Below are 22,900 nucleotides of genomic sequence, written 5' to 3'. Positions count from 1 at the left end.
CTAGCGTCCGGTGAGCTGCCACGCGTCCTCGCCGCCGCCGTCGTCGTCGCCGCCATCGGCACCATCAGTGCCGTCGTAGTACTCCGTGGCCTGCGGCCGTCCGTCCAGGTCGGCCGCGACGAGGTCCTCGGCGTAGGGCGAGGTGGCCTCGTACTCGCCCATGCGGTGGTTCGCGCTCGCGTTGTCGGCAAGTGCTGTCACAGTGTGGTCGGTGGTCCCAGGCGCGGACGACGGCGCCTCCTGGCCCCGGAGCGCGGCGAGCACCGCGGGCAGGTCATCCGGCTTGACCAGGACGTCGCGCGCCTTGGACCCCTCCGAGGGGCCCACGACGCCGCGGCTCTCGAGCAGGTCCATGAGCCGGCCGGCCTTGGCGAACCCGACGCGGAGCTTGCGCTGGAGCATCGAGGTCGAGCCGAACTGGGTCGTGACGACGAGCTCGGTGGCCTGCAGGAGCACCTCGAGATCGTCGCCGATCTCCTCGTCGATCTGCTTCTTCTCGGGCTCCGCGGCGACGTCGTCCCGGTACGTGACCGACAACTGGCCCTTGACGTGCTCGACGACCTGGTGGATCTCGGATTCCGACACCCATGCCCCCTGCACGCGCATGGGCTTCGAGGCGCCCATCGGCAGGAAGAGCGCGTCGCCCTGGCCGATGAGCTTCTCGGCCCCGGGCTGGTCGAGCACGACGCGGGAGTCCGTGACGGACGAGGTCGCGAAGGCCATGCGCGAGGGCACGTTGGCCTTGATGAGGCCCGTGACGACGTCGACGCTCGGGCGCTGGGTCGCGAGGACCAGGTGGATGCCGGCCGCGCGGGCGAGCTGGGTGATGCGCACGATCGAGTCCTCGACGTCCCGCGGGGCGACCATCATGAGGTCCGCGAGCTCGTCGACGATCACGAGGAGGTACGGGTAGGGCCGGACCTTCCGCTCGGAGCCCGGCGGCGGGACGACCTTGCCGGCCCGGACGGCCTTGTTGAAGTCGTCGATGTGCTTGTAGCCGTAGTTGGCGAGGTCGTCGTAGCGGGCGTCCATCTCGCGCACGACCCACTGCAGCGCCTCGGCCGCCTTCTTCGGGTTGGTGATGATCGGCGTGATGAGGTGCGGGACGCCCTCGTACGCGGTGAGCTCGACGCGCTTGGGGTCGACCATGACCATCCGGACCTCGTCCGGGGTCGCGCGCATGAGGATCGAGGTGATCATCGAGTTCACGAACGAGGACTTGCCCGCGCCGGTCGCGCCGGCCACGAGCATGTGCGGCATCTTGGCGAGGTTCGCGACGACGAAGCCGCCCTCGACGTCCTTGCCCACGCCCATGACCATGGGGTGGTCCGTGCGGCGGGCGTTCTGGCTGCGCAGGACGTCGCCGAGGGAGACGGTCTCGCGGTCCGTGTTCGGGATCTCGATGCCGATCGCGCTCTTACCCGGGATCGGGCTCAGGATGCGCACGTCCGAGCTCGCGACGGCGTAGGCGATGTTCTTGCTCAGCGCCGTGACCTTCTCGACCTTGGTCCCGGGCGCGAGCTCGATCTCGTAGCGGGTCACCGTCGGCCCGCGGGAGAAGCCGGTCACCTCGGCGTCGACGTTGAACTGCTGGAGCGTGTTCGTCAGGGCCGCGACGACGGCGTCGTTCGCCTCGGTGCGCTCCTTCGGCGCGCTGCCGTGGACGAGGAAGTCCGAGGCCGGGAGGGTGTACGCGACGTCGCCCGAGAGCTCGAGCTGCTCCGTGCGCTGCGGGATCGGGGTGGGCGGCCCCGCGGGCGGCGGCGGTGTCGAGGGCACGCGCGGCACCGCCGAGCCTGCCGGGGCGCCCGGGAGGTTCGGCGTGGGCAGCCCAACCGTCGGGATGGCCTCGGTCGCACCCTCCGGTGCGCGGGCGCCTTGGCCGGAGCGCCCGGCCTGCTGGGCGGCCCGGATCTTCTCGATCGCGGCCTCGGCCTGCGAGCGCCCGGCCTCGGCTGCCGCGAGGGGGACCGTCGCGGCAGGGTCCTCGACAACGGCCCGCTCATAGGGCTCGTCGCCCGCGAAGCCGTCCGGGGACTCGTCGGGCTGCCCTTCCTCGTCCTTGCCGAAGAGGCGCGGCCTCTTCTTCGTGTTCTTCCTGCGCTCGCGCGCGGCGTCCTGGGCCCTGCGCTCCGAGTCGTAGAGGTAGCTGCGGTCGTGGCCGCCATCCTCGCTGTCCTCGCGCGCGAGGTCCGCGCCCATGAGGTGCTCCCAGGCGGAGCGGAGCCGGCGCGGGATGGCGGCGAACGGCGTCGCCGTGACGATGAGGACTGAGATGAAGGCGAGGCCCCCGTAGAGCACGAGCGGCACCGCGGGGTGGATCTCCGCCAGGAGCGAGGAGGCGAGGAAGCCGAGCATGCCGCCCGCCTCGCGCAGCCCCTCGAAGCCGCCGCCCGCCGTCGGCATCCCGCCGACGACGTGCGCGATCCCCGTGCCCGAGAACGCCATGACGAGGAAGCCGATGCCGACGCGGTTGTTCCCGCGGTGATCCCCCGGCCGGCGGAAGAGCCGCACGGCGCAGACCGCGAGCATGAGCGGGAGCACGAGGGAGATCCAGCCGAACGTGCCGTTGACCACCGCGTAGACGGTGTCGGGGAACCAGCCGTGCCAGCCCCACCAGGCGAACGTGGCGATGAAGACGGCGAGGGCGAGGTTGAACAGGCCGGCGCCGTCGCGCCGCTCCGCGGGGTCGACGTCGCTCACGTCCGTGCCGACGCGGCGGACCCCGCCCCCGATCGCGTGGGCGAGCGCGAGCCACGCGCCGCCCAGGATCTTCGCGAGCCAGGGCTGGCCCGCGTCGGTGCTCGTGACCCCGGAGCGGGTCGTGGTGCTGCCCTTCCCCCCGCGGCCTGAGCCTGCCCGGGCGCCGGACTTCGGGGTGCCGCTGCTGCTGCCGGCCTTGGTGGGACCGGACCTGGCCGACGGAGAGCGTGGCGTGGAAGGGGTACGAGTCGCCATATTCGCCACGGTACCGCGAAGGGCCGCCGTTCCCGCGCACTGACACGGGGACGGCGGCCCTTGCCGCTTTGGGGGCGCTGCCGGGCTACGCCTCGAGGACGACCGGGATGATCATCGGGCGGCGGCGCAGCTTGCGGCTGACCCACGTGCCGATGACCCGGCGCACGACCTGCTGCAGCTGGTACGCGGTGTGGTCCGGCTTGGCGAGGATGGCCTCCTCGAGGGCCGCGTTGACCTTCGGGATGATGTCGTCGAACACGGCATCGTCCTCGGCCACTCCGCGGGCGTGGATCTCGGGGCCCGAGACGACCTTGCCGGTCGAGCGGTTCACGACCGTGATGACGGAGATGAAGCCCTCGTCGCCGAGGATGCGGCGGTCCTTGAGGTCCGCGTCGGTGATCTCCCCCACGCTCGAGCCGTCGACGTACACAAACCCGACCTCGACCTGGCCGACGATCTTCGCGACGCCGCCGGCGAGGTCCACGACCGTGCCGTTGTCCGCGAGGATCACGCTCTCGGGCTCCATGCCGGTCTCGAGCGCGAGGTTGCCGTTGGCGATGAGGTGCCGGGTCTCGCCGTGCACGGGCATCGCGTTGAGGGGCTCGATGATGTTGTAGCAGTACAGGAGCTCGCCGGCCGCGGCGTGGCCGGAGACGTGGACCTTCGCCGTGCCCTTGTGCACGACGTTGGCGCCGAGCTTGAGCAGGCCGTTGATGACGCGGAAGACGGCGTTCTCGTTGCCCGGGATGAGCGAGGACGCGAGGATCACCATGTCGCCCGCCTCGACCTGGACGCGGTGGTCGCCGTTGGCCATGCGGGAGAGCGCGGCCATGGGCTCGCCCTGGGAGCCGGTGGACATGAGGACGAGGCGGTGGTCCGGGATGTCCTCGATGTTCTTCATGTCGACGAGGATCCCCGGGGGGACGTCGAGGTAGCCGAGCTTCGCCGCGATGGCCATGTTCCGCACCATGGACCGGCCCACGAAGGCGACCTTGCGGCCGTGGTGGTGGGCGGCGTCGAGCACCTGCTGCACGCGGTGGACGTGCGAGGAGAACGAGGCCACGATCACACGCTTGCGCGCCTGCCCGAAGAGCCTGTCCAGCGTGGGACCGATCTCCTTCTCGGCCGTGGTGAAGCCGGGGATGTCCGCGTTCGTCGAGTCCGCCATGAAGAGGTCCACGCCCTCCTCGCCGAGACGGGCGAAGTGCCGCAGGTCGGTGATCCGGCCGTCGAGGGGCAGCTGGTCCATCTTGAAGTCGCCCGTGTGCAGCACGCTGCCGCCGGCGGTGCGGATGAACACCGCGAGGGCGTCAGGGATGGAGTGGTTGACGGCGACGAACTCGGTCTGGAAGGGGCCGAAGTCCAGGACCTGGCCCTCCTCCACGACGCGCAGCACGGGCGTGATGCGGTGCTCGGCGAGCTTGGCCTCGACGAGCGCGAGTGTGAGCTGGGACCCGACGAGCGGGATGTCCCGGCGGTGGCGCAGGAGGTACGGGACGGCGCCGATGTGGTCCTCGTGGCCATGGGTCAGGACGACGGCGACGATGTCAGCCATGCGGTCCTCGATGTACGAGAAGTCCGGCAGGATCAGGTCGACGCCGGGCTGCGTCTCCTCGGGGAAAAGCACGCCGCAGTCGACGATGAGGAGCTTGCCCCCGATCTCGAACACGGCCATGTTCCGCCCGACCTCGCCGAGCCCGCCGAGCGGGACGACCCGCAGGGTTCCGGACGGGAGCCGGGGCGGGGCGGTGAGGACGGGCAGGGCACGTTGGGTCATTGCTACTACTTCCTAGGCGAAGTCCATTCCGGCTTCGGCCAGATCGGCTCGGATGAGGGCGAGCTCCGCCTCGCCGGGCTCCACGAGGGGCAGCCGGACTACGGAGTTGGGCAGGACTCCCTGCCATGTGAGGATCTGCTTCGCCGCCACGGCGCCCTGGACGCGGGTCATGACGCCGCGGATGACCGGGTCGAGCTCGAAGTGGACCTTGCGCGCGGTCGCGAAGTCGCCCGCGAGGCACGCGTCGACGAGCTGGCGGAACTGGGCCGTGGCCACGTGCGCGGTGACAGAGACGACTCCGAGCGCCCCCGCGGCCATCCACGGGAGCGTGAGCCCGTCGTCGCCCGAGTAGACCGCGAGGTCCGTCTTGGCGAGGACCTGCGTGATGGCACCGAAGTCGGCCTTGGCGTCCTTGAGGCCCAGGATGTTCGGGTGCTCGGCGAGTCGGAGCATGGTCTCGGTCGCGATCGGGATTCCGGAGCGGCCGGGGATGTCATAGAGCATGACCGGAAGGTCGGTCGCGGACGCGACGGCCTCGAAGTGGGCCTGGACGCCGGCCTGGCTCGGCTTGTTGTAGTACGGGGTGACGATGAGGAGGCCGTCGACGCCGAGCTCCGCGGCGCGGCGCGAGAGGCTGATGGAGTGGCGCGTGTCGTTCGTGCCGGTTCCGGCGATGACCTTGGCCCGGCCGCCGACGGCCTCGAGGACCGCCGAGAACATGCCGAGGTTCTCCTCGTCGGTGAGGGTGGAGGTCTCGCCCGTGGTGCCCGTGACCACGAGGCCATCGCATCCGTCGTCGACCAGCTTCGCTGCCAGCTTGCCCGCCGCGTCGTAGTCGACCTCGCCGTCCTGGGTGAACGGGGTGACCATCGCGGTCAGGAGAGTGCCGAAAGTGCGCGTGCGGATGTCGGAGTCAGCCATGCAAAGAACGTTACCCTGTCGCAACGCGCTTTGGGCAACGGCGCGGGGCCGCCTCCCACCCCGTGGACTCGCCCCGTCGGCGGCCGGTGGGCGGGGTCACACGGGGCGCCGCCACCGCTCGAGCACTGAGCGGAAGAGGAGCGCGGTGACAACTTCGGGGCCGGTCCCCGACGCGTGCACGATGCGGTGCCCGTCCGGGCCCCAGATGCCGCTGTTGCCGCACGAGGGGCCGAGGGCGCTCTCGCCGCCCGCGTTGGCCAGGAGCGCGAAGAAGCGGCTGTCCATGGCCCTGGCGCCGAAGTGCAGGTCGAGGCGGCGCTCCTCGCCCCGCACGTACACGGCGGAGGCGGCGTAGAGGTCCGCGCCGGCGGCGGCCGCCTCTGCGGCGTGGCTCGGCTGGGCGACGTCGAAGCAGACCGCGAGGGCGACGCTCCAGCCGTCGACGTCGACGATGGTCGGCTGCTCGGCGGGCTCGAACAGCTCGGGCTCGCGCCCGTGGAGGTGCATCTTTCCCGCGATGAGCGGGGCCGTGCCGGGGCGGATCATGACGGAGGCGAGGCGGGGGGTGCCGTCCGGCTCGCGCACGGCCGCGCCCACGACGGCGACGATCCCCATCCGCTCGCACGCCACCTGCAGGTCGGACAGCTGGGCGGACGGGCTCGTGAGCCAGTTCGACTCGTCTGCGAGGAGGTCCAGGTCGTAGCCGGTGAGCGACAGCTCGGGGAAGACGACGAGCCGGGCGCCGTGCCCATGGGCGTCCTCGAGGAGGCCCACATGCTCGGTGATGTTCGCGGCCAAGCCGCCGGGACGGGGGACGGACTGCACTGCTGCCACGGTGAGCTCGGCCGACATACCCGCCATCCTAGGACATGCTGCCGGGCCGTCCGGGTTGCCGGGCCTGGGGAGGGGCTGCCGGCCCGACGGCCGTCAGCCCTCCCCCAGCCCAGCATGAGAGCATGTGGCCCATGGGCGTGCAGGGGACACGGAGGCGGGCTGGCGCGGGCACCGCCGGAAGGCATGGCGGCCGGCTCGAGGGCATCGACCTCGCCCGCGGCGCCGCTCTGCTGGCCATGATGGCCACCCACATCATGCCGATCTTCGAGCGAGCCGGCGGCACGGGCGAGTACTCGGCGACGTGGGTCGGCACCGTGTTCTCCGGGCGTGCCGCGGCGCTGTTCGCGGTCCTCGCCGGCGTCTCGCTCACGCTCGGGCGCGTACCGGCCGCGCGCAACCGGCTCGGCCTCTGCCTGCGGGCCGCGGTGATCGCCGCCGTCGGCCTGACCCTCGGCCTCGTCGAGGTCAACGTCGCCGTCATCCTCGTCCACTACGCCGCGCTCTTCGTGTGCGCCCTCGCCGTGGTGGGGCTCGGGCGCCGGGCCCTGGGCCTGCTCGCGGTCGCCTGGCTCCTGCTCTCCCCCATCGCGGCGTTCCTGCTGCGCCCCGCGCTGCTCGGCACGGAGCCGCCGCTCCGGCTCGGGCACAACCCGGTGTGGGAGGACCTGCTCACGCCCCTGACGCTCGTCGCCGACCTCGCAGTGACCGGGATCTACCCGATCCTCCAATGGTTCGGCTACCTGCTCGTGGGCCTGTGGATCGGCCGGGCTCAGCTGGCCCGGGCGGCCACCCAGGTGTGGCTCCTCGTCGGCGGCGCCGCGGCGGCCGCGGCGGCCAAGGCCGCGGCATGGGTCCTGCTCGTCCCGCTCGGTGGCATCAACGCGCTCCTGGCCACCGAGGAGGCGCGCAGGTGGCCCCTTCGGGCCATGCTCGAGGCGAACCTCACCGGGGTCGAGCAGGTCGGGACCGTGTGGTGGCTCGCGACCGCCGCCCCGCATTCGGGGACCCCGCTGGACCTCATCCACTCGTCCGGGACCGCCGCGGCGGCGATCGGCGCCTGCCTTCTCGTCGCGCGGCTGCGCTTCCTCGCGCGCACGGGCCTGCTCGCTCCGCTCGCGGGCGCTGGGGCGATGACCCTGACGCTGTACACGGCGCACGTGTGGGCCCTCGACTGGAGCCACCGGGGCGGCACGCCCGGGCTCACGCCCGAGATGCTGCTCACGGTGCACATCGTCGCGGCTCTCGCGATCGGGCTCTTCGTCAGGGCGAACGGCTGGCGGGGCCCGCTCGAGGCGCTCGCGCACGGCGCGACCCGCCTCGGGGCGCTCAGGTCATCGCGGGGGCCGGCGCGGCCGGGGGCGTCGGGTCAGGGTGGCTGAACCGGGGCCCCGCCGGTCCTACTGCCCCCGGTGGAGCGCGATGGCCCGGCGCATCGCGCCGCGGGCCTGCTTCCGGTCCCCCGCCGCGTCGTAGGCGAGGCCCAACCGGTACCACACGCGCCAGTCGTCCGGGGCCGCCTCGGCCTCGGCGCGGTACCTGCCGAACTCGGCATCGGCGGCCTCCCGCACGATCCGCCCGCCCGGCGTCCGGGGCAGGGTGTCCTCGGGGAGCCCGCCCTCCTCGCCGAGCTGGCGGCCGAGCCGCTCGAGCCGCGCGCCGAACATCAGCTCGCGCACGAGGGCCCACGCGCCGACGACGGGCAGGAGGAGGTAGGCGGCGCCGATGGCCTTGGCGACCGGCTCGGGGTCCGCCAGGAGCAGCCGCGCCCGGTCGAACGTGACGATCAGGTAGAAGACGAGCAGGGCCGCCACGAGGCCGACCCAGATCTTGGTGCGGTTGGCCGTGAACCAGGCGACGAGGCTCACAGGCCGAGGTCCAGGTAGCCGTCGAGCCCGACCGTGAGGCCCGGGTGGCCGGCGACCCCGCGCAGGCCCAGGAGGACCCCGGGCATGAAGGACGCGCGGTCGAACGAGTCGTGGCGGATGGTCAGCTGCTCGCCGGGGCCGCCGAGGAGCACCTCCTGGTGCGCGACGAGCCCGCGGAGCCGCACGGCGTGGATGTGCACGCCGTCGACGACGGCGCCGCGCGCGCCGTCGAGCTGGGTCTCGGTTGCGTCCGGGGAGGGGCCGACGCCGGCCTCCGCGCGCGCTGCCCCGATGAGCTGGGCGGTCCGCACGGCCGTCCCGGAGGGCGCGTCGACCTTCTGCGGGTGGTGCAGCTCGACGATCTCGACGGACTCGAAGTACCGCGACGCCTTCGCGGCGAAGGCCGACGCGAGGACCGAGCCGAGGGCGAAGTTGGGGGCGATGAGCACGCCGACGCCGGGCTGCTCGGCGAGGAGGGCCTCGAGGGCGGCGAGCCGCTCGTCCGTCCAGCCGGTGGTGCCGACGACGGCGTGCAGGCCGTTCTCGACGGCGAAGCGGACGTTCGCCTCGGTCGAGTCCGGGACGGTGAGGTCGACGATGGCCCGGGCCCCGGCGTCGAGCACGCCCTGGAGGGAGTCGCCCCGGCCGAGCGCCGCGACGAGCTCCATGTCCGGCGCCGCCGTCACGGCCTTGACGGCCTCGGATCCCATGCGCCCGTTCGCGCCCAGCACTGCCACCGGAAGTCGTTCTGCCATGCGCTCCAGCCTACCGGCGGCGCTGTGCCCGGGCAGAATCGCGCCCAGGCCCAGAGGCCCGGCCGGCGAGGGGGTCAGCCCAGCGCGGCCACCCATTCGGAGCCGCCGTCGTCGAAGAACTGCTCCTTCCAGATCGGCACCTCGGCCTTGACCCGGTCGACGAGGTCAGAGCAGAGCCGGAAGGCCTCGCCGCGGTGCGCGGACGAGACGGCGCACACGAACGCCGCGTCCCCCACCTTGAGCTCCCCGATCCGGTGGGCGATCCACACCCGCATCGCGCGCTCGGACTCGCCGAACGCGGCGCGGTGCTCGCCGATGACGGCGTCGACGACGCCGCGCAGGGTCGCGGTCGCGCTCGGGTGCGCGGTGTAGGAGAGGCGGTCGACGCCGCGGCCCTCGTCGTGGTCGCGGACCACGCCGGAGAAGAGGACGACGGCGCCGGCGTCGGGCGCGTCGACGGCCTCCCGGGCGGCGCTCTCGTCGAGCGGCTCGAGCGTCACGTCGGCACGGACGATGACGACGGCGGCGTCGGGCGCGGTGCCCCCCGTGGGCCCGGTGCCCTCGGCGCGATTGGTGTTGGGTTCAGTGGCCATGGCTGCCCTCCAGCTGGTCGCAGACGTGCCCGAGGATCGGGTCGAGGACCCCCAGCCCGTCCATGACGCCGGACGGCGAGCCGGGGAGGTTCACGATGAAGGTCCGGCCCGCGGTGCCGGCGTGGCCGCGGGTCAGGACGGAGGCGCGGGTCTTGTGGCTGCCCACCCGGCGGATGGCCTCGATGACGCCGGGGACCTCGCGGTCCAGGAGGGGCAGGGTCTCCTCGGGCGTCGTGTCGTCCGGGCTCAGGCCCGTCCCGCCGCTCGTGATGATGACGGCGGGGTCCATGGCGAGGAGGGCCCGGAGGGCGGCGCCGACGGACGGGCCGTCCGGCACGACGGCCGTGGGGATGATCTCGAAGCCGTGCTCGGCGAGCCAGTCGGCGATGACGGGCCCCGTCTGGTCCTCGTACACGCCCGTCGCGGCGCGGGTCGAGGCGATCACGATTCCGGCGCGCCGGCCCTCGCCGGCGTCCCGGTCGTGCTCGTGGCCGGCGTGCTGGTGGCCGGCGTGCTCGCGGCCGCTGTGCTCGTGCCCGGCGTTCCCGTGCCCGCTCACTGTTCCCCCTCCTGCCCGCTGCGGACTGGCTCTTCGAGCGTCCAGTCCCCGCTCTTCCCGCCGCTCTTGGCCAGCACCTTGACGTCGCTGATGACGGCGTGCCGGTCCACGGCCTTGACCATGTCGTAGACGCCGAGGGCGGCGACGCTGGCGGCCGTGAGGGCCTCCATCTCGACCCCGGTCACGCCGCGCGTCTTCACGGTCGCGAGCACGCGCACGGTGTCCCCGCCGAGCTCGAAGTCGACCGTGACCTTGGAGATCGGGAGCGGGTGGCACAGCGGGATGAGGTCCGGGGTCTTCTTGGCCGCCATGATCCCCGCGACGCGGGCGACGGCGAGCGCGTCGCCCTTGGGCAGGCCGCCCTCGGCGAGGAGGGCGACGACGTCGGGCCGGGTGGCGAGGACGGCCTGCGCGGTCGCCTCGCGGCTCGTCACGGCCTTCTCGGCCACGTCGACCATGTGGGCAGTGCCGTCGGCGCGCACGTGGGTGAGGCGGGCTGCGCTGTCTTCCCTCGCCGCATCCGCTGCGGCGGGATGCGCGGGGCGGCCGTCTGCCGGGGCGCTGCCCTCGTTAGCTGGGGTCACCGGGTCGTTCACGTGAGCCATACTTCCACGTCCGCCCCGGCGGGCAGCTCCGTGACGTCCTCCGGGACCATGACGAGGGCGTCCGAGGCCGCGAGGGCGCCGAGCAAGTGCGAGCCCGGCCCGCCGACGAGCTCGGCCGTAGCGTCCGGGCGCAGCCGGGCTCGCCGGACCTGCAGCTTCCCGGCCGGGGACTCGAGCGGCCCCGCGAGCGGGACGCGCAGGCGGCGCCGTGCTTGGGGCGCGCCGAAGAGCTCGGCGAGGACCGGCCGGACGAGCACCTCCCACGAGATCCAGCAGCTCACAGGGTTGCCCGGGAAGGCGATGACCGGCAGGCCGCGGAACGTCCCGAGGCCCTGCGGCCCGCCGGGCTGCATCGCGAGGTGGGAGAACTCGACGTCGTGCCCCGCGAGCGCGAGCTTGGTCGCCTCGAAGGCGCCCTGGGAGACGCCGCCGGTCGTGATGACGACGTCGGGGCGCCGGCCGGCCTCCGCCTCGGCGAGGTCCGTGAGCTCTGCCAGGAGCTCGGCCGGGTCGTCGCTGCGCACGACGGCCGAGCTGGCCTGCATCCCCGCCTCGGCCAGGGCGGCCCAGAGCAGCGGGCCGTTCGCGTCGTGGATCTGGCCCGGTTCGAGCCGCCCGCCGGGCGGGGCGAGCTCCGCACCCGTGCTGACGATCGCGACACGCAGGGGCACGCGGACGGGGACCCGGGAGAGCCCGAGGCCCGCGGCGAGCCCGATCTGGGCCGGGCCCATGCGGGTGCCGGCGGGGAGCACGATCGCGCCCGCGGACACGTCGCTCCCGGCGCGCCGCACGAAGGTCCCCGGGGACACGTGCGGGAGGGCGACCGTCCCGCCCTCCTCCGGGAAGCGGGAGGGCACTGCCCGCTCGACGGGCACGACGGCGTCGGCCCCCTCGGGCAGCATCGCCCCGGTCATGATCGGGGCGGCCAGGCCCGCGCCGAGCGGCGCCGGGACGGCGCCGGCGGCGATCGGGGCCGTGACCGTGAAGGGCCGCACGCCGTCGGCAGCGTCCCCGGCCCTGCCGCCGCCTGCGGAACCCGCGTGCGCCGCGCTGCCTGCGCCTGGCGAGCCGAAGTCCGCCGATCGGACGGCGAAGCCGTCCATCTGGGAGTTGTCGAACGGGGGCAGGCTCACGGGCGCGGCGAGGTCCTCGCCGAGCGCGGCGCCCAGGGCCTCGTGCAGCGGCCACCGCTCCGGCCCGCGCTGCGCGAGGGGCGCGAGCAGGTGGGCGATCCGGGCACGGTGCTCCTGGACGCTCCGGTGCGCGTGGGCGCCGCGGCGCTCGCCGCGGTGCTCTCCCCGGTGGGGCTGTGGACTCATGTGGCCTCGATCGTGATCGTGTGGTGCCCTGTCGCGCCGTCGGGCGCGGGCGGGGCCGTCCGGTCGGTCTGGAAGGCCCCGGTCTCGTCGGCGGCCCGGACCGTGATCCGGTGGCTTCCCGGACCGAGCTGGACCTCCGAGGCCCATTGGTACCACGTGTCCGTCGAGATCCCGGTGCCGAGCCGCGCGGGCTGCCACGCGCCGTCGTCCACCCTGAGCTCGACGGCGGTGATCCCGCGGTGCTGCGCCCAGGCGACGCCGCCGACGGCCACGGTCCCGGCGGCGACGCGCGCGCCGGGGCGGGGGGTGTCGATGCGCGAGGCCGTCTTGATCGGGCCGCGCTCGCTCCACCCGCGGGTGCTCCAGTAGGCGAGGTCCTCCGCGAAGGTCGTGACCTTGAGCTCGGTGACCCATTTGGTCGCGGAGACGAAGCCGTAGAGGCCCGGGACGACGAGGCGGGCCGGGAAGCCGTGCTCGGGCGGGAGCGGCTCGCCGTTCATGCCGACGGCGAGCAGCGCGTCCCGCCCCGGGTCGGTGAGCGCCTCAAGCGGCGTGCTGGCCGTGAAGCCGTCAACGCTGCGCGAGAGCACCATGTCTGCGCCGGGCCGGGGCACCGCGCGGGCGAGGAGCTCGCGCACGGGCCAGCCGAGCCACAGGGCGTTGCCCACGAGATCCCCGCCGACGGGATTGGACACGCACGCGAGGGTCACATGCCGGGCCACGAGCGGCTGGGCGAGCAGCTCGTCCCACGTGAGCGTGAGCGGCCGCTCGACGAGGCCCGTGACCGTCAGCGTCCACCCGGCGGGCTCCACCGAGGGCACAACGAGCGCCGTGTCGATCCGGTAGAAGTCCCGGTTCGGCGTCACGAGCGGCGCGACGCCGGGCACGCCCAGGTCGGCCCCGGCCGGGACCGCCTCGGCGGGCCGGGCAGGGGCGGGGAGCCTGAGGGCGTCCCGGGCGGCGGCCGCCCGGACCGCGGCGGCGCGCACGGCGGCGGTCAGGGCGCCCACCACCGCGACCGCGACGGCCGTGCCGGTGAGCGCGCGGAGGAAGCCGCGCCGTGGAAGGGCGGCTGGCTCGGGGGGCAGGGGGCCAGGAGGCGGCGGGAGGGACATCGGGGGGCCGGGCGCGCCAGAAGCAGCCGCGCCAGGCGCCGCGGTCTCTCCGCGGAGCCTTCCGACGAGCCAGCGCACGAGGGCCATCGCGACTGCCCCGGCAACGACGGCGCAGGCCCAGGCGCCGGGGGTCGCGAGGGCGCGCGTCGCGACCGCCGCGAGGCCGACGGCGCCGATGGCCCCGGCGAGCCCGACGCCGGCGCCCGGCCGGCGCAGCTCGGCCACGCCCGCGCCCGCGCCGAGGAGCGCGAGCAGGATGCCGATCGAGGCCAGGAGGAAGGCCTTGTCCCCCGTGCCGAAGACGGCGACGGCCCAGTCCTTCGCGGCGGGCGGGGCAAAGTCGACGACGGCGCCGCCCACGGCCGTGACCGGGCTCAGCGAGGGGCTCGCGAAGGCAGCGACGAGCTCGCCCGCGAGGACTCCTGCGAAGGCCGCGACGAGGCCCGCAAGCGCGGCCCAGGCCGCCGCTCGGGCGCGCATCACGGGGGCCTGAGCCGCCGCGGCACGCGGGGCAGTGCCCGGCTCGGGACGGGGATGGCTGGCTGCCATGCCTCCAGCATAGGCTCGGGCTCCGACACCTTTCGCGGTGTCCGGCCGCCGGAATGTGGACGGGGGCAGACCACGGACCGGGTCTCTGTCGTACCTTAGATATATGACAGTTCAGCTCGGCATCCCGGCAGTGCGCGGCGGGGCCGCGCGGGCCACCGGGGCGCCCGCTGCGGGACCCGCCGTCGACCGCCCCCAGCTCTCCGGCCTCGCCGACCGCTACGGCCGCGTCGCCACGGACATGCGCCTGTCGCTCACGGACAAGTGCAACCTCCGCTGCTCCTACTGCATGCCGGCCGAGGGCCTCCCCTGGCTCGCCAAGGATGCCGTGCTCACGGCCGAGGAGATCGTCCGGCTCGTGGGAATCGGCGTGCACCGCCTCGGCGTACGCGAGCTGCGGCTCACGGGCGGCGAGCCGCTCGTGCGCGCGGACCTCGTCGAGATCGTCTCGGCGCTGCGCGCGGAGCACCCGGACCTGCCGATCGCCCTCACGACCAACGGAGTGGGCCTCGACGCCAAGGCCGCGGCGCTGGCGGCCGCGGGCCTGACCCGCATCAACATCTCGCTCGACACCCTGCACCCCGAGACGTTCGCCCAGCTCACCCGCCGGCCGTTCTTCGACCGGGTGCTCGCCGGCATCGAGGCCGCCGACGCTGCGGGCCTCGGCCCGATCAAGATCAACGCCGTGCTCATGCGCGGGATCAACGACGCCGAGGCGCCCGGCCTGCTCGCGTGGTGCCTCGAGCGCGGCTACGAGCTGCGCTTCATCGAGCAGATGCCGCTCGACGCCGACCACGGCTGGACGCGCAACGGCATGGTCACCGCCGAGGAGATCCGCGGGATCCTCGGCCGCCGCTTCCGGCTCTCCCCCGACCCCCGCGCCCGCGACGGCGCCCCCGCCGAGCGCTTCGAGGTCCGCACGCCCGAGGGGCCGGACAGCTCTGGGCCTGCGGACGCCCCGCTGGGCACCGTGGGGATCATCGCCTCGGTCACGGAGCCGTTCTGCGCCGACTGCAAGCGCACCCGGATCACGGCCGAGGGCAAGGTCATGAGCTGCCTCTTCTCCCACGACGAGGTGGACCTGCGCCCCCTCCTGCGCTCGGACGCCGGCGACGAGGCCGTCGCGTCCCTGTGGCAGGACGCGATGTGGCTCAAGCCCAAGGCCCACGGCATGGACCACACGGGCCTCGGGGCCCAGGACTTCGTGCAGCCGGACCGGTCGATGAGCGCGATCGGCGGGTAGGAGAGACCATGCAGATCACCGTGCGGTACTACGCCGCTGCCCAGGCAGCGGCCGGCGTGGCGGAGGAGCCCCTCGAGGCGGCCGACGGCGCGACCCTCGCCGAGGCGCTCGAGGCGGCGGTCGCCGTCGACCGCGTGGCGGCACGCCGAGACAACCCAGCGGCGCCGCCGCTCGCCGACGTGCTGCGGCGCTGCTCGTTCCTCGTGAACGAGGTCGCCGCGAAGGACCGCTCGCGCGCCCTCGCCGACGGGGACGTCCTCGACGTCCTGCCCCCCTTCGCGGGCGGCTAGAGCCTCACAGGAAACTCCCGGGGACAGGATCCCGCCACAGGCGTAGCGTGGAAGCACAGCGTTCGGGAGGTGGCTTGCCATGCGCGGCTGGCGTCGGTGGATCCCCGCGGCGGCCGTGCCCGCCGCGATCGCGGTGGGCCTGCTCGCGGGCGGAGCCTCCGCGGTGGTGGCACCGCCCCCTCCGGCCACGCCCGAGCAGGTGCTCGCCCTCGTCGCGGGCCACGCCACGTCGACCACGGCGCGGCAGTTCTCCGGCACGCTCGAGCAGCGGGCCGACCTCGGCCTCCCGGCCATCCCCGCGCAGACCCTCGGGCCCGGCTCGGGCGGCGCGGCCGCCGGGCCGGAGGCCGCCGTCCTTGAGCTGCTCACGGTCCCGCACACCGGGCGCGTGTACGCCGACGGGCCGGAGCGCGTGCGCGTCCAGGTCATCGACCAGCTCGCCGAGCGCGACCTCGTCCGCAACGGCCGGGACGTGTGGACCTACGACTCCAAGGCCAACGCCGTCACGCACGCCGTGCTCCCGGACCGGGCTCTCTCCCCTGGCTCATCCGGCTCCCCCGGCGCGACGGCTCCGGCCGCGCCCACGGCCTCGCCCGACGACCTCGCCCGCCGGCTCCTCGCCGCGGCCGATCCGAGCACCGAGGTCACGCTCGGCGCGCCCGTCGCCGTGGCCGGGCACAGCGCGTACGCGCTGGTCCTGACGCCCAAGACCGCCGGGACGCTGGTCGACCGGGTCCAGATCGCCGTGGACGCCGCGAGCGGAATGCCGCTCGCCATCGACGTCTACGCCAAGGGCCAGGCCGCGGCGGCCTTCCATGCCGGGTTCACGTCCGTCTCCTTCGGCGCCCCCGACCCGGCGCTGTTCACGCTCGCGCCGCCGCCCGGAGCGACCGTGACCGAGAAGCAGATCCCCGCCGACGCCATCCCGCCGCACCCCGGCACGTCGCCCGGCCAGCATCCGACGCCGGACGCCGGCCACGCCCCCGGCTGGGACGCGATCGCCGTCATCCCCGCGGACAGGGTTCCGCCGGACGTCCTCGCGTCCCCGCTCGTGCAGCAGCTCGCGGTCCCCGCGGCGGGCGGACGGCTGCTCTCCTCGTCCCTCGTGAACATCCTGCTGGCCGACGACGGCCGCATCCTCGCCGGGGCCGTGCCGGCCTCGGCGCTCGAGGCGGCGGCCGCCCGGTGAGCGGTCCGGGGGGCGGCTCAGGGGCCGGCGCGGCCATCCGCACGGACGGGCTGACCAAGCGCTTCGGCGCGCACTCCGCCGTCGAGGGCCTGGACCTCGAGGTGCCGCGCGGGGCGGTGTTCGGCTTCCTCGGCCCGAACGGCTCGGGCAAGACGACGACGATCCGGATGCTCCTCGGGCTCGTCTCCCCGAGCGCCGGGCGCGCCGAGGTGCTCGGCGAGCCCATGCCGAAGGCGCTGCGGCGCGTCCTGCCCCGCGTCGGCGCGCTCGTCGAGGGGCCCGCCTTCTACCCCTTCCTGAGCGGCCGGGCGAACCTCGAGCGACTCGACACCGCGGACCCGCTCGCGCCCCCGCGCACGCGCGCCGCGCGGGTCGCGGCCGCCCTCGAGCGGGTTGGCCTGGGCCACGCGGCGCGCAAGCGCGTCCACGCCTACTCCCTCGGGATGAAGCAGCGGCTCGGGCTCGCGGCGGCGATCCTGCTGCCCCGCGAGCTGCTCGTGCTCGACGAGCCGACGAACGGCCTCGACCCGCAGGGCACGCGCGAGGTGCGGGCGCTCATCCGCTCGCTCGCGGACGACGGGACCACGGTCTTCGTCTCGAGCCACCTCCTCGCCGAGGTCGAGCAGATCTGCTCGCACGCGGCCGTGCTGCGGGCAGGCCGCCTCGTCGCGCAGGCCGAGCTCGGGGTGCTGCGCGAGGGCGCGCGGTTCCGGTTCGAGGTGCGCACGCCGGACGCCGCCGAGGCGGCCGAGGTGCTGCGCCGCTTCGGCGTCGAGCCCGAGCCCGCGGGCCCCGGAATCGTGGCTGGCGTGGCCGCGCATTCCCCGGATGGCGGCGGCGCCGACCGTCCCGCGCACGACGGCGTGCCCCCGGCTGAGGCGGTCGTCGCGGCACTCGTCGCGGCGGGGGTCCGGGTCCGGGGGTTCTCCGCCGGGGCCGGAAGCCTCGAGGAGCGGTTCGTCGAGCTCACGGGCGAGGGCTTCGATGTCGCGGGCTGAGGCGGGGGCGGGCCCCCGGCCGGCGGGCCCCGCGACGCTGCGGCTGCTGGGCTCGGAGCTCGGCATCCTGTTCCGGCGCTGGCGGACGTGGGCGATGTTCGCCGCCCTCGCCGCCGTCCCCGTCCTGATCGGGCTCGCGGTGAAGTTCTCGGGCCGGCCGCCGAGCGGGCGCGGCCCGGCGTTCCTGAACCAGGTCACGGAGAACGGCCTGTTCGTGGGCGTCGTCGCCCTCGTCGTCTGCACGCCCCTGTTCCTGCCGCTGACCGTGAGCGTCGTCTCAGGGGACACCATCGCCGGGGAGGCGAGCCTCGGAACCCTGCGCTACCTGCTCGTCGCTCCCGCCGGGCGGGTGCGGCTGCTCGTGGTCAAGTACGCCTCCACCGCGCTCTTCTGCGTCGCGGCGCCGCTCGTCGTCGTGCTCGGCGGCACGGCGACGGGCCTCGTCCTGTTCCCCCTCGGGCAGGCGACGCTCCTGTCCGGCGCGGTGATCGGCCCGAGCGAGGCCTTCGGGCGCCTGGCGCTCATGGCGGGCTACTCGGCCGTATCGCTCCTCGGGCTCGCCGCGATCGGGCTGTTCGCCTCGACGCTCACGGGGGTGCCGGTCGGGGCGATGGCCGCGACGGCGGTCCTCGCCGTCGTCTCCCAGATCCTTGGCGCGCTCGACCAGCTGGAGTGGCTGCACCCGTGGCTCTTCACGCACCACTGGCTCGGGCTCGCGGACTTCCTGCGGGAGCCGATCGCGTGGGACTCGCTCGGGCAGAACGCCCTGCTCCAGGCCGGCTACGCGGCGTTCTTCGCCGCGCTCGCCTACGGCCGGTTCACAGCGAAGGACATCCTGGCCTGACTAGTCGCGCGGCGTGAGCTGGTGCGCCCGCATCGTGGTGTGGGTCCGGCGCGTCCGGCCGGAGGCGCCGGAATCCTGCCACGGGGCCAGCACGTACAGCGCGTTCAGGCGCACCGTCACCCAGCCGGAATGGTGGGAGACGTTCTCTACCTTGCCGGTCGCGCATCCACCGAGGGGCGTGTCGTACCACTCGACGGTCTGGCCGACGCGGAGTTCGCTCGTTGAAGCCATGATGTTTCACCGTTCCTGTCCTGTACTTGGCGGCAGTGGCCGCTCGTGGGTTGTGCGGATGGTGCCAGGTGGGCCCGGCGCGCCATTGCGCCGGCGCCACACCATCAGGGGCAGCATGTGGGGGCTGGGAGTGTCGGGGAGGCTCAGCCGAGGAACGGGGCGTCGCCGGGCCCAAGCGCGGAGAGGTTCACGTTCAGGTCCGCGCCGCGCTCGATGGCAACCGCTCCCTCGGTCGGGAGAGACATCCAGCCGTCTCCGGAGGGGCGGGGGCTCGGAGCGTGGAATCCGAAGCCGGATTCCATCGAGTGCCGCTGGGCCATCTTCCGTTGTGCGCAGAGCGTTCGAGACTTCATGGTGCTCACCCCTTCGGTTTCCTCCAGTGTGCGCCGCAGATAGTTGATTGTCAACAATTTACTTTCAACTAGCCGACGATCTTTGAGATTCAGCTCACACAGCAGCTGACCCCGCACCGACGGAGTCGGTGCGGGGTCAGCTCCCTACGATGCGGGGTCAGGTCTTAGCGATGCGGGGTCATCCCATCCGGCAGGCCGAAGGTCTCCGTCTCCTCGAAGGGGCCCACGACCGTGACCGTCCGTGGCGACGCGGCCAGGACGCGCGCGAGCTCCTGGACCTCCTCCGCGCTCACGGCGGCGATGCGCGAGAGGGTCTCCTCGATGTCCTGGAACTCCCCCGAGACGAGCTCCGCGCGGCCCAGGCGGGACATGCGCGAGCCAGTGTCCTCCAGCGCGAGGACGATCCCGCCCGAGAGCTGCCCCACGGCCTTGCGCAGTTCCTCCTCGGAGATGCCGTGCTCGGCGAGCTTGGCCAGCTCGGCGTCCATGAGGGACAGCACCTGCGGGACCTTCGCGGGCGAGCAGCCGCCGTAGATGCCGAAGTACCCGGCGTCCGCGTAGGCCGAGGCGAAGGAGTAGGTCGAGTAGACGAGGCCGCGCTTCTCGCGGATCTCCTGGAACAGGCGCGAGGACATGCCCCCGCCGAGGACCGCGTTGAGCACGCTCATGACGTACCGGCGCGGGTCCGTCGCGGTGATGGAGGGGCAGCCCATGATGACGTTGGCCTGCTCGACCTGCCGCCGCACCACCGTGAGGCCGGGCCGGCCGGTGATCTCGGCGGCGGCCGTCGAGCGCCGGGCCACCGGGGGCACGGAGTCCTCGAGGTGCCAGCCCGCGCTCTGGAGGGCCTCGAGGACGAGCCGGCACACGGCGTCGTGCTCGAGGCCGCCGGCCGCCGTCACGACGAGCTCTGACGGGCGGTAGTAGCGGCGGTAGTGCTCCCACACGGAGTCGCGCGGGACGGCGCGGATCGCGTCGGGCGTGCCCCCGATGGGGCGGCCGAGCGGGTGCTCGCCGAGGACGGCGGCGACGAAGTGCTCGTGGGCCACGTCCGTCGGGTCGTCGCTGTCCATCGCGATCTCCTCGAGGATCACGTCGCGCTCCTGCTCGAGCTCATCGGGATCCAGGACGGCCGAGGTGATCATGTCCGCGATCACGTCGATGGCCATGGGCAGGTCCGTGTCGAGCACGCGCGCGTAGTAGCACGTGCTCTCCTTGGCCGTGGCCGCGTTGGACTCGCCGCCGACTTCGTCGAACGCCGAGGCGATCTCGAGGGCCGTGCGGCGCTGGGTCCCCTTGAACAGGAGGTGCTCGAGGAAGTGCGTCGAGCCGTGCTGGCCCTCGGCTTCGTCACGGGAGCCGACGCCCACCCAGAAGCCGATCGCCGCCGACCGCTGGCCGGGCATCGCCTCCGTCAGGACGCGGACGCCCCCGGGCAGGACGGAGCGGCGCACGACGGCGCCGCCCTCCTGTCCGAAGACCGTGGTCGACGCGGGCGCGCCGTCCACGAGCTGGCCAGCGGTCAGCGGCAGTTCGACAGTTGCCATGCCTTAGGCGTCGGCAGCCGCTGTGTTTGCCTGATCGGCGTTCGCCTGATCGGCGTTCGCCTGATCGGCGCCTACCTCGGCGGCGTCGCCCTCGGCGGCATTGGCCTGAGCCGCCTCCTCGGCGATCACCGGGGCGAGGGAGAGCTTGCCGCGGTCGTCGATCTTGGTGATCTCGACCTGGACCTTCTGGCCGACGGAGACGACGTCCTCGACGTTGTCCACGCGCTTGCCGCCCGCGAGCTTGCGCAGCTCGGAGATGTGCAGGAGGCCGTCCTTGCCCGGGGTGAGGGAGACGAAGGCGCCGAACGTCGTCGTCTTCACCACGGTGCCGAGGTAGCGCTCGCCCACCTCGGGCAGCTGCGGGTTGGCGATGGCGTTGATCGCGGCGCGCGCGGCGTCGGCCGAGGAGCCGTCGGTCGCGCCGATGAGCACGGTGCCGTCGTCCTCGATCGAGATCTCGGCGCCCGTGTCCTCCTGGATCTGGTTGATCATCTTGCCCTTGGGGCCGATGACCTCGCCGATCTTGTCCACGGGGATCTTGATCGCGATGATGCGCGGGGCGAACTCGGAAAGCTCGTCCGGGCCCTCGATCGCGGCGTTGATGACCGAGAGGATGTGCAGGCGCGCCTCGCGGGCCTGCTTGAGCGCGGCGGCGAGGACCGAGGCCGGGATGCCGTCGAGCTTCGTGTCGAGCTGGATGGCGGTGACGAACTCGGACGTGCCCGCGACCTTGAAGTCCATGTCGCCGAACGCGTCCTCCGCGCCCAGGATGTCGGTCAGGGCCGCGTAGCGGGTCTGGCCGTCAACCTCGTCGGAGACGAGGCCCATCGCGATGCCCGCGACGGGCGCCTTGAGCGGCACGCCGGCGTTGAGCAGCGACAGCGTCGAGGCACACACGGAGCCCATCGAGGTCGAGCCGTTCGAGCCGAGGGCCTCGGAGACCTGGCGGATCGCGTAGGGGAACTCCTCGCGGGACGGCAGCACCGGCACGATCGCGCGCTCGGCGAGGGCGCCGTGGCCGATCTCGCGGCGCTTCGGCGAGCCGACGCGGCCCGTCTCGCCCGTCGAGTACGGCGGGAAGTTGTAGTTGTGCATGTACCGCTTGTGCGTCTCCGGGGAGAGCGAGTCGATCTGCTGCTCCATCTTGAGCATGTTGAGCGTCGTGACGCCCATGATCTGGGTCTCGCCGCGCTCGAAGATCGCGGAGCCGTGGACGCGCGGGAGGACCTCGACCTCGGCGGTGAGCTGGCGGATGTCCGTCAGGCCCCGGCCGTCGATGCGGACCTGGTCCTTGAGGATGCGCTGGCGCACGACCTTCTTGGTGAGCGAGCGGAAGGCGGCGGAGAGCTCCTTCTCGCGGCCCTCGAACTGCCCGGCGAGCTGGCCGAGGACCTCGTCCTGGAGCTCGTCGGAGGCGGTGTTGCGCGCCTGCTTGTCGGCGATCTGGAAGACCTCGGCGAGCCGGGCGCCCGCGGCGGCCTCGACGGCGTCGTACACGTCGGCCTCGTAGTCGAGGAAGATCGGGAACTCGGCGGTCGGCTTCGCGGCGCGCTCCGCGAGGTCCTGCTGGGCCTCGCACAGGGCGCGGATGAACGGCTTGGCGGCCTCGAGGCCCTCGGCCACGACCTCCTCGGTCGGGGCGGTGGCGCCCTGCTCCTTGATGAGGCTCCAGGAGTTGTCGGTGGCCTCGGCCTCGACCATCATGATCGCGACGTCGTCACCGGCGATGCGCCCGGCAACGACCATGTCGAAGGTCGCGTCCTTGAGCTGCGAGTGCTTCGGGAACGCGACCCACTGCGTGCCCTGCTCGTCGTGGACGAGCGCCACGCGGACGCCGCCGATCGGGCCGGAGAACGGCAGGCCGGCGAGCTGGGTGGACATCGACGCCGCGTTGATCGCGACGACGTCGTAGAGCTCGTCCGGGTTGATCGCGAGGACGGTCACGACGACCTGGACCTCGTTGCGCAGGCCCTTGACGAAGGCCGGGCGCAGCGGGCGGTCCATGAGGCGGCACGCGAGGATGGCCTCGGTCGAGGGACGGCCCTCGCGGCGGAAGAACGAGCCGGGGATGCGGCCGGCCGCGTACATGCGCTCCTCGACGTCCACCGTGAGGGGGAAGAAGTCGAAGCCCTCGCGCGGGGACTTGCCCGCCGTCGTGGCGGAGAGCAGGGCGGTGTCGTCGTCGATGTAGGCCATCGCGGCGCCGGCGGCCTGCTTGGCGAGGCGGCCGGTCTCGAAGCGCACCACGCGCTGGCCGAAGCGGCCGTTGTCGATGACGGCCTCAGAGAACTGGATCTCGGGACCCTCCATGGGAGAGCACCTCCGTTTCCGTTTCAGGGGAGGCTTGCCGGAACCCGG

The 22,900-nt window shown here is 73.6% G+C and carries 20 protein-coding genes; 6 read left to right on the top strand and 14 right to left on the bottom strand.

Annotated features, from left to right (window positions below; translation table 11 throughout):
• From ACUYMY_RS06830 to ACUYMY_RS06815, 4 genes are all read right to left on the bottom strand, one after another.
• On the bottom strand, positions 1-2,958 hold the full coding sequence (locus tag ACUYMY_RS06830) for an FtsK/SpoIIIE family DNA translocase (RefSeq protein WP_481702853.1): 2,958 nt from the start codon (positions 2,956-2,958) through the stop codon (positions 1-3).
• 85 nt (positions 2,959-3,043) lie between these two features.
• The gene (locus tag ACUYMY_RS06825) at positions 3,044-4,735 is read right to left on the bottom strand and encodes a ribonuclease J (protein ID WP_481702852.1); all 1,692 of its coding nucleotides are present in this window, start codon (positions 4,733-4,735) and stop codon (positions 3,044-3,046) included.
• A gap of 12 nt (positions 4,736-4,747) precedes the next feature.
• Positions 4,748-5,656: a 4-hydroxy-tetrahydrodipicolinate synthase gene (gene dapA, locus ACUYMY_RS06820; RefSeq protein WP_481702851.1), complete on the bottom strand. Its 909-nt coding sequence runs from the start codon at positions 5,654-5,656 to the stop codon at positions 4,748-4,750.
• 96 nt (positions 5,657-5,752) lie between these two features.
• The gene (locus tag ACUYMY_RS06815; protein ID WP_481702850.1) at positions 5,753-6,508 is read right to left on the bottom strand and encodes a carbon-nitrogen hydrolase family protein; all 756 of its coding nucleotides are present in this window, start codon (positions 6,506-6,508) and stop codon (positions 5,753-5,755) included.
• 113 nt (positions 6,509-6,621) lie between these two features.
• On the opposite strand from ACUYMY_RS06815, the gene ACUYMY_RS06810 reads away from it, so the two are divergent.
• Positions 6,622-7,869 (top strand): heparan-alpha-glucosaminide N-acetyltransferase domain-containing protein, encoded by a 1,248-nt coding sequence (locus ACUYMY_RS06810; protein WP_481702849.1) that lies wholly within the window; start codon positions 6,622-6,624, stop codon positions 7,867-7,869.
• A gap of 18 nt (positions 7,870-7,887) precedes the next feature.
• Here the strand turns inward: ACUYMY_RS06810 and ACUYMY_RS06805 are convergent, their stop codons facing one another.
• The 7 genes from ACUYMY_RS06805 to ACUYMY_RS06775 all read right to left on the bottom strand — a co-directional run bounded on the left by ACUYMY_RS06805 (position 7,888) and on the right by ACUYMY_RS06775 (position 13,781).
• Positions 7,888-8,355 (bottom strand): hypothetical protein, encoded by a 468-nt coding sequence (locus tag ACUYMY_RS06805; protein ID WP_481702848.1) that lies wholly within the window; start codon positions 8,353-8,355, stop codon positions 7,888-7,890.
• Positions 8,352-9,110, bottom strand: a complete 759-nt coding sequence (dapB, locus tag ACUYMY_RS06800) for a 4-hydroxy-tetrahydrodipicolinate reductase (protein ID WP_481702847.1) — start codon at positions 9,108-9,110, stop codon at positions 8,352-8,354. Before dapB ends, ACUYMY_RS06805 begins: the two co-directional genes overlap by 4 nt.
• Positions 9,111-9,184: 74 nt before the next feature.
• The gene (locus ACUYMY_RS06795; protein ID WP_481702846.1) at positions 9,185-9,703 is read right to left on the bottom strand and encodes a molybdenum cofactor biosynthesis protein MoaE; all 519 of its coding nucleotides are present in this window, start codon (positions 9,701-9,703) and stop codon (positions 9,185-9,187) included.
• Positions 9,693-10,151: a MogA/MoaB family molybdenum cofactor biosynthesis protein gene (locus ACUYMY_RS06790; protein WP_481704988.1), complete on the bottom strand. Its 459-nt coding sequence runs from the start codon at positions 10,149-10,151 to the stop codon at positions 9,693-9,695. The genes ACUYMY_RS06795 and ACUYMY_RS06790 overlap by 11 nt, the downstream gene beginning before the upstream one ends.
• Positions 10,152-10,258: 107 nt before the next feature.
• Positions 10,259-10,858, bottom strand: coding sequence for a cyclic pyranopterin monophosphate synthase MoaC (gene moaC / locus ACUYMY_RS06785; protein WP_481702845.1), 600 nt, complete (start codon positions 10,856-10,858; stop codon positions 10,259-10,261).
• Positions 10,855-12,186 carry a molybdopterin molybdotransferase MoeA gene (locus tag ACUYMY_RS06780; protein ID WP_481702844.1) on the bottom strand — a complete coding sequence of 444 codons (1,332 nt, stop codon included), beginning with the start codon at positions 12,184-12,186 and terminating at the stop codon, positions 10,855-10,857. Before ACUYMY_RS06780 ends, moaC begins: the two co-directional genes overlap by 4 nt.
• On the bottom strand, positions 12,183-13,781 hold the full coding sequence (locus ACUYMY_RS06775) for a molybdopterin-dependent oxidoreductase (RefSeq protein ID WP_481704987.1): 1,599 nt from the start codon (positions 13,779-13,781) through the stop codon (positions 12,183-12,185). The genes ACUYMY_RS06780 and ACUYMY_RS06775 overlap by 4 nt, the downstream gene beginning before the upstream one ends.
• Positions 13,782-13,953: 172 nt before the next feature.
• Between ACUYMY_RS06775 and moaA the strand changes: the two genes are divergently transcribed.
• The 5 genes from moaA to ACUYMY_RS06750 all read left to right on the top strand — a co-directional run bounded on the left by moaA (position 13,954) and on the right by ACUYMY_RS06750 (position 18,411).
• The gene (moaA, locus tag ACUYMY_RS06770) at positions 13,954-15,090 is read left to right on the top strand and encodes a GTP 3',8-cyclase MoaA (protein WP_481702843.1); all 1,137 of its coding nucleotides are present in this window, start codon (positions 13,954-13,956) and stop codon (positions 15,088-15,090) included.
• An 8-nt stretch (positions 15,091-15,098) separates the two neighbouring features.
• A complete protein-coding gene (locus ACUYMY_RS06765) occupies positions 15,099-15,380 on the top strand; it encodes a MoaD/ThiS family protein (protein ID WP_481702842.1) in 282 nt (93 codons plus the stop codon).
• Positions 15,381-15,459: 79 nt separating this feature from the next.
• Positions 15,460-16,569 carry a LolA family protein gene (locus ACUYMY_RS06760; protein ID WP_481702841.1) on the top strand — a complete coding sequence of 370 codons (1,110 nt, stop codon included), beginning with the start codon at positions 15,460-15,462 and terminating at the stop codon, positions 16,567-16,569.
• Entirely contained in the window at positions 16,566-17,567 is a 1,002-nt protein-coding gene (locus ACUYMY_RS06755; protein ID WP_481702840.1) for an ABC transporter ATP-binding protein, read from the top strand. The genes ACUYMY_RS06760 and ACUYMY_RS06755 overlap by 4 nt, the downstream gene beginning before the upstream one ends.
• Positions 17,554-18,411, top strand: a complete 858-nt coding sequence (locus ACUYMY_RS06750; protein WP_481702839.1) for an ABC transporter permease — start codon at positions 17,554-17,556, stop codon at positions 18,409-18,411. Before ACUYMY_RS06755 ends, ACUYMY_RS06750 begins: the two co-directional genes overlap by 14 nt.
• Here the strand turns inward: ACUYMY_RS06750 and ACUYMY_RS06745 are convergent, their stop codons facing one another.
• From ACUYMY_RS06745 to ACUYMY_RS06735, 3 genes are all read right to left on the bottom strand, one after another.
• Positions 18,412-18,642 carry a hypothetical protein gene (locus tag ACUYMY_RS06745; protein ID WP_481702838.1) on the bottom strand — a complete coding sequence of 77 codons (231 nt, stop codon included), beginning with the start codon at positions 18,640-18,642 and terminating at the stop codon, positions 18,412-18,414. It lies immediately after the preceding gene.
• A 517-nt stretch (positions 18,643-19,159) separates the two neighbouring features.
• On the bottom strand, positions 19,160-20,542 hold the full coding sequence (locus ACUYMY_RS06740; protein WP_481702837.1) for a M16 family metallopeptidase: 1,383 nt from the start codon (positions 20,540-20,542) through the stop codon (positions 19,160-19,162).
• 3 nt (positions 20,543-20,545) lie between these two features.
• Entirely contained in the window at positions 20,546-22,852 is a 2,307-nt protein-coding gene (locus tag ACUYMY_RS06735) for a polyribonucleotide nucleotidyltransferase (protein ID WP_481702836.1), read from the bottom strand.
• Between the last annotated feature and the right edge of the window lie 48 nt (positions 22,853-22,900).

Source organism: Sinomonas sp. T428B (assembly GCF_056780155.1).
This window is presented reverse-complemented; position numbering and strand designations above follow the sequence as displayed.